A 6,520-nucleotide genomic window follows, 5' to 3' on the forward strand; every position below is an offset into this window, starting at 1 on the left:
CGGTCACCGGGAGCCGGGGCGTCCAGGCGCGTCCGGGCTGCTTCGATCGTCACCACCTCGGAGACGACAAGCGTGTTCTGCACACGTGAGCGCTTCCTGCGAGACTTACACGGCTTGTGCATCAGGTACGACTGTGACTGCCAGGCAATCAAGCCGAAACCGGCGGTGGTGCTGACGGAGTCAGTCGCAACCCACAGGGGCTGGTGCAGGCTTGGGTGACAGGTTGGTTATGCGGCCTGGAAGTCTGGTGTGATCATGACGGCTTCGCATTCAACAGGGGTCAGGCGACCGAGGGCGGTCTGTCTTCGGCGTCGGTGGTAGGTCCGCTCGATCCAGTTCACGATCGCGGTCCGCAGTTCCTGACGGGTGGCCCAGGTGCGGCGGTCGAGGACGTTCTTCTGCAGCAGGCTGAAAAGGACTCCATGGCCGCGTTGTCGCCCGCCGCACCGACCCGCCCTATCGAGCCGACGACCTGGTTGGTGGCCGAGCGCCCGGACGAACTGCCGTGACCGGAACTGGATGGATTCAACTGATCGACGCAACACCTTGATCGGGAGGTGGAGCAATGAGCTCTGTGGAGCGGCACAAGCAGGTTCGTGTGTATCGGGGGTTGATGCCGTCGCCGGGCAGGCCACCGGTGGCCTGGCGTGAGGACAGGGTCAGGTTCTGGTCGGCGATCGCTCGGGGTGCCAAGACTGAGGATGCGTGCAGTGCTGCCGGGGTGTCCGGGCCGGCGGGATTCCGCTGGTTCCGGCACGCTGGCGGCGTGAATCCGTGTCTTGCTGATGAGGCGTCCGGGCGCTACCTGTCGTTTCGCGAACGGGAGAACATCGCCGTCTGGCATCCTCTGGGTGCCGGCGTCCGCGAGATCGCCCGCAGGCTCGGACGGGCGCCGTCGACGGTCTCCCGTGAGCTGCGGCGTAATGCCTCTACCCGGACCTACAAGCTGGACTACCGGGCCTCGACCGCGCAGCGGCACGCTGAACGCCGGGCCCGGCGCCCGAAGACGGCCAAGCTCGTGGACAATCCGAGGCTGCGAGCCTACGTCCAGGCCCGTCTGTCGGGGGACGTCACCGACCCCGGAGGCAACTGTGTGGGCCCGGAGGGCCTCCTGGCCTGGAAGGGGCGCAACAAGCCGCATCGCGGCGACAGAGACTGGGTGACAGCATGGAGCCCGGAGCAGATCGCGCGACGCCTGCCGGTCGAGTTCCCCGACGATGAGGACATGCGCACTAGTCGGCATGTCCTGGCGAGCGCCGGATCGCCTGGATCCGACGGTGCTCCGCCTCACGGTCGAGACGCGCGATTTCGGGGTCTCCCTCGAAGTCGTCCCGCCCGACCTCCTCCGCCTGCTTGACCACATGCTCCAGCCGGTTGACGAAGCTTCGCATCTCCTCCAGTGCATCCCGCGCGTCGGCCGTGGTCAGCTCGCCCAAATGGAGGCCGTAGCCCAGCCATACCTGAGTGTGGCGACCGTACGCCTGTGGCTTGTCGTTGCTCATGACGACCTGCGCGGAGAGCCACGGCAACCCCTCACCATTACTGCTATACCCGCTGGAGTCGATGGTCGACCCTCGCAACTTGGTCTGCGCAGGGAGAGCGCTGTGCCACTCTGCGGCGCACGGAGCGGCGTGGTCGTTGATGCACCACGGGGGGCAGCCCCAGCGGAGCATCCACTCGGGGCCACGCTGGGCGGCGGTGAGCGGGAGACCTGACGTCTCGACGCACGTGCGGCAGACCTTGACGTCCGCCCCAGTCATGTCCTGGGTGCTACGGAAGCTCAGGAGGGCATTGGCAGGGAAGTACAGGAGGGCGGTGTCGTCCAACTCAACGCTGCAAGTGATGCAGCGGCCGATCGCGTGGACATCGTCGTATGCCACAGCCACCCCGTCGACGCTGGCGACGAGGGTGCGGCGACCATCGATGGTCCTGATTTCGGAGAGGTCCACGGCGGGGTCGTCAGTCAGGTGGAGGGCGAGGCCGAGGCGTTCGCACTCGAGGATGAGCTTGGGGAGGTAGGTCTTGTTCTCGGTGTGCTCGCGTAAGAGTGCCGCCACGTATGCGATGACGGCCTTCGGGTTGTCGGCCTCTGCGACGAGGCTGATGATCAAGTTCTGAAAGGCGTCCAGTTCGGGGCTGCCGAGGCCGGCGGCGTCGGCCTCAGCGTGCTTCTGCTTCAGTTGGAGGATGATTCGGGTGGTATCACTCTCCGATCGATCGCTGGGAATCGGCTCCTTGGCAGCGCCGTTGACGAGGCGCGGGGCTAGAGGGAGGAGCTGTTCACCGGCTGAGGAATCCATGTCCAGGATGTTCATGAGGCAGCACCTTCACAGAGTCGAGTGAGCTTTCCTTTTCGGTGTAGTCGCCCCTGCATGAGCAGTCGAAGGAGCTTGTCTCGTTCGGGTGTTGCCGAGTCAGACACCAAGCGATGTCTGCCACGAGGCGTGTACGATGCCGCACTTCACTGGTTTGACGATGCCAGTAGGCTTGGCCATCTGCTCCGAGTCGGTGCCACTGGGCTCGGTAACCACCAGCGCAGGCACTCCACAATCGGCTACCTTGCGCCGGTCGCTTTCGAACAGAGATCCACTACGCTGGCCATCGCTGTATGGCAACCGGTGTCCGCGATCAAGGTGGAAGCCCTTCCCTCCCTCAGGAGCTTTCTTCGGCGTCCTGCGTCGGCAGCACCCGCAGAGCCATCACGGTGCCGTCGTCGCCGAAGGAGACGGGACCCCACAGTGGGGCCGTGGTGCTGGTCGGGTAGGTGTCGCGTAGCTCGTACGCCCTGTTCCGGTATGCCTCCACCTGTCCCTTGACCAGCAGGTCGTACAGTTCCTCGGCTATCCCTGAGAACGCCTCGACGCGGATCCGGTTGAGTCGGAACACTTGATCGGTTCCGACGTAAACCGTCGGACCTATCTTGTGCCGCGCGTCCCGGACGCTGGACGAACCGGCGAAGGTCTGCTGCTTGTAGTGTTTGTGGCCCTGTTTGTCGGTCAGGTACTGGGCGATTTCGGTGCCGGCTCCGGCGAAGGCCAGCTGGCCTGCGGCGCCGGTGCGTGCGAGCAGCTGGCCGTACCAGCTGAGCTCCTTACGGGGGATGAGGAACCCGTCCTGGATCCGTTCTCTGTGGCCGTCGGCAGGTACCTTCACCGCGCCGGCGTACGCGAGGTTCCGCTCCGACAGCACCGCGTCCGCACTCCCTCGCCCTGTGGCCGGCCTTGCGGGCAACAGTCCTTCGCCCGGTGCCTGCAGAGCGTTGACGGTGATGCCGTCCAGCGCGAGTAGTTCGGTGGACATCAAGAGGCACGGCGTGGTGTTCCACTCGGCGAGGTGGAAGTGCTCGGCGCGCTCGCTGCCCCTGGCCAGCTGCTTGAATGCTGAGCGGTCAGCCTTGGCGGTGCGCCTGGTGGCCTTCTGATGGTTGCCGTTGACCGTCACCACGAAGACGCGCGACGGCTCGCCCGGGCGCCACGCTTCGATGAAGAAGTCGGGCCGCGGCCGGGCGCCCAGGGACGGTCGCGGGCCGGAGCGCGCGAAGCCCGCCAGGAGTACGGCTTCCGCGTCCAGCGTGGAGACCATGCGGCCCGGGAAACGGTTCCGGACGGCGCGTTCGGCGACGGCGAGTCCGAAGGCTCGGCCCAGTTCCCGTGCCTGCATGGCCCTGTAGGAGAGTTCCGGGCTCTGGCCCTCGTCGGTGAGGGCCATGTGGCCGCTGGGACCGGTGGCCACGGCCTGGCAGTACTTCAATCCTTGCCAGTGTTCGGCCAGTCCTCTGCCGCGTCCCTGACGGGCGAGGGTGGTGGCTCGCGCGAAGACGCCCAGCAGGTCCCAGGGGGTGGAGACGAGATCATGTCGGTCGGCGCCTCGTAGCGGTCCGAGTTCAGGCTTACGGGGACTCGGTTCCTTCTCGTCCTGCTTCCGTGCGCGCTGTCGATCGATGGCCGCGGCAGCCTTGTTCGTGTCCGTGACCAGAGCGGCGATCGAATTGATACGGACGGGGACCTTTGTGCTGAGCCGGTCGAGTACCTCTTCCGCAGATGCTGACATGGCTCGGCACCGTACGGGCGCACGCAAGTGCGCATGAGCGCTCACGCTGTCTCGGCAAGGCAGGCGCGATCACCAGTCCGTCTGGCAGACCAGGGGGCGAAGGCACCGTGCCGTGAGGTGCACCTCGCCTGCTTCGGCGATTCGCACGGCGTTGTCCCTCATCGGGCGGTTGGCTTATCCCTGTCGGCTCGGGCTGTTGGTGACACTGAGCAACCGTGTTCGGAGGCCGTTGGGGGCTGTGGAGCACGCTGCGACGCAGGTCGGCCGGCACCAAGTCAGCACGCCACGAACCCCGTGCTGGTTCCGTGCTGGCTTCGAAGGCCGGAATCATGGAAAACCGCAGGTCCTAGACCCGATCGGATAAGTTGTCGTACCACTCGATGGTGGTGCCGATGAGGGACGCGGCGACGATGCGCTTGAGGCTGGACGGGGCTGGTGGAGCGGCTGCGGGCGACGACATCGGCACCACTTCCTGGGGTGTGACGGGAACGTTTGCGTATCGCCACACCGTAGGAATCCGCAGGTCAGGCGCACATGTGGCGGGGCAACATAGTTCGAGGGTCAGCTATGCGTGCGGCCACCATGACGGCTCGTGGAAAGGCGGTTCAGGGGATCGATGGTGGTCGAAACGAGTGTCGTCCGGGACGCGTAGTTCAGCACGATTTGACGGTGCCGTGCTGACTCCCGTGCTGAATACGCTCCGTTGAACCTGGGCATCTGGGATTGATCGACTCAGGGTCGTTGCGTGGCAGGTGACCGGACGGGGAGGCCGAGTCCGGCCTTGCCGCTCAGCCGCCGTCGACACGGGTAAGCCGCTGCGTCTGGGCGCGGTGCACGTTGGCCCCAGGAGGTTCTTCGTCTGCTGGTAGTACACGGCTCAGATGCGGTTTGACCAGCTAAAACAACTCTGATCGCCACAAACTGCGGTTGCGTCCGGGGAAGTGGTGTACGGGTTCCCACCTGATCCGGGCGTTTGGTCCGGCGTCGAAGTGAGTATCCGGATATGAGAACGGCCACCGGCTGATCTTTCAAGACGACCAAGTCTTTGAAGGAGATCAGCACGATGCCCGCACCCGACAGTCTGCCCCTGTACGCCCTCGCGGAGGACAATCTCGCCTCGGCGAGTCCGGACCTGCTGCGCGCGATGGTCAAGACGTTCGCCGATGCGCTCATGTCGGCGGAGGCCGACGCCCTCTGCAACGCCGAGTACGGGCAGGTCAGCGACGAGAGGGTCAACCACCGCAACGGCTATCGCACGCGCGAGTGGGACACCCGCGCCGGGACCGTCGAGCTCGCCGTTCCCAAGCTGAGGCAGGGCAGCTACTTCCCGCACTGGCTCCTGGAACGCCGCCGCCGGGCCGAACAGGCCCTGATCTCGGTGGTCGCCACCGCCCACCTCCTCGGCGTCTCCACCCGCGGAGTCGAGAAACTCGCCGAGTCCCTGGGCGTCACCCAGCTGTCGAAGTCCCAGGTCAGCGCGATGACCAAGCACCTGGACGACCAGGTCGCCGCCTTCCGCAACCGGCCCCTGGACGCCGGCCCGTACTCGTTCGTCTGGATCGACGCACTCACCCAGAAGGTCCGAGAAGGCGGCCGCATCATCAACGTTCACGCCTTGGTCGCGGTCGGCGTCAACACCGACGGCCACCGCGAGATCCTCGGCATCGACGTCGCCACCGCCGAGGACGGTGCCGGCTGGCTGGCCTTCCTGCGTTCCCTGATCGCCCGCGGCCTGTCCGGCGTCCAGCTCGTCGTCTCCGACGCCCACGCCGGCCCGGTGGACGCGATCGGCGCGGTCCTGCCCGGCGCCTCCTGGCAGCGCTGTCGCACTCACTGCGCGAGGAACTTGCTGAGCCAGGTGCCGAAGTCGGCCCAGCCCTGGGTGGCCACCCTCCTGCGGACCGTCTTCGAGCAGCCCGACACTGACGCGGTGAAGGCCCAGATGGCACACGTGCTGGATGCCCTGGAGGCCAAATTCCCCAAAGCTGCAGCCTACTTGGATGCCGCCCAGCACGACCTGCCGGCCTTCACCGCCTTCACCGCCTTCCCGCGGGAGATCTGGCGACAGATCTGGTCGAACAACCCCCAGGAACGGCTGAACAAGGAGATCCGCCGCCGCACCGACGTGGTCGGCATCTTCCCCAACCGCACCGCCGTCATCAGGCTCGTCGGGGCGGTCCTGGCCGAGCAGAACGACGAGTGGACCGAAGCCCGCCGCTATATGGGCCGCGAACTCCTTGCCAAAGCCCGACTCCACCCGATCGAGTCAGAAAACGACGACCCCGCCCTGCCCACCGAACTCACCGCATAGCCTCAGACCGAGATCACCGAATGGCCGTCGATACACCACTCCAGCGGACGTGACCCGACGCTGCCGGGAGTGTCCAGTAGACGGCTGATCCAGTTTCTGTAGTGGTCAGTTGGCGGCCGGGGTGAGCCGGCCTTCGAAGGCGATCTGGAAGGCGTTCAG

3 protein-coding genes and 2 pseudogenes are annotated in these 6,520 nt (G+C 66.0%); 2 read left to right on the forward strand and 3 right to left on the reverse strand.

From position 1 onward, the window contains the following. Nucleotides 1-227 precede the first annotated feature (227 nt). Nucleotides 228-524 (reverse strand): annotated as a pseudogene (locus ACH4N1_RS23630) (integrase core domain-containing protein); the annotation flags it as partial. 41 nt (nt 525-565) lie between these two features. On the opposite strand from ACH4N1_RS23630, the pseudogene ACH4N1_RS23635 reads away from it, so the two are divergent. After that, nucleotides 566-1,282: pseudogene (locus tag ACH4N1_RS23635) on the forward strand (transposase); the annotation flags it as partial. On the opposite strand, the gene ACH4N1_RS23640 reads toward ACH4N1_RS23635, so the two are convergent. Beyond that, nucleotides 1,233-2,315 (reverse strand): DUF6907 domain-containing protein, encoded by a 1,083-nt coding sequence (locus ACH4N1_RS23640; RefSeq protein WP_398099831.1) that lies wholly within the window; start codon nt 2,313-2,315, stop codon nt 1,233-1,235. The pseudogene ACH4N1_RS23635 and the gene ACH4N1_RS23640 overlap by 50 nt on opposite strands. A 337-nt stretch (nt 2,316-2,652) precedes the next feature. Continuing rightward, nucleotides 2,653-4,050 carry a hypothetical protein gene (locus tag ACH4N1_RS23645; protein ID WP_398099833.1) on the reverse strand — a complete coding sequence of 466 codons (1,398 nt, stop codon included), beginning with the start codon at nt 4,048-4,050 and terminating at the stop codon, nt 2,653-2,655. A gap of 1,063 nt (nt 4,051-5,113) precedes the next feature. Here ACH4N1_RS23645 and ACH4N1_RS23650 point away from each other — a divergent pair. Next, the gene (locus ACH4N1_RS23650; protein WP_398099834.1) at nt 5,114-6,361 is read left to right on the forward strand and encodes an IS256 family transposase; all 1,248 of its coding nucleotides are present in this window, start codon (nt 5,114-5,116) and stop codon (nt 6,359-6,361) included. Nucleotides 6,362-6,520: the final 159 nt, after the last annotated feature.

Origin of the sequence: Streptomyces sp. NPDC017202 (assembly GCF_044331705.1) — a bacterium.
Lineage (GTDB): Bacteria > Actinomycetota > Actinomycetes > Streptomycetales > Streptomycetaceae > Streptomyces.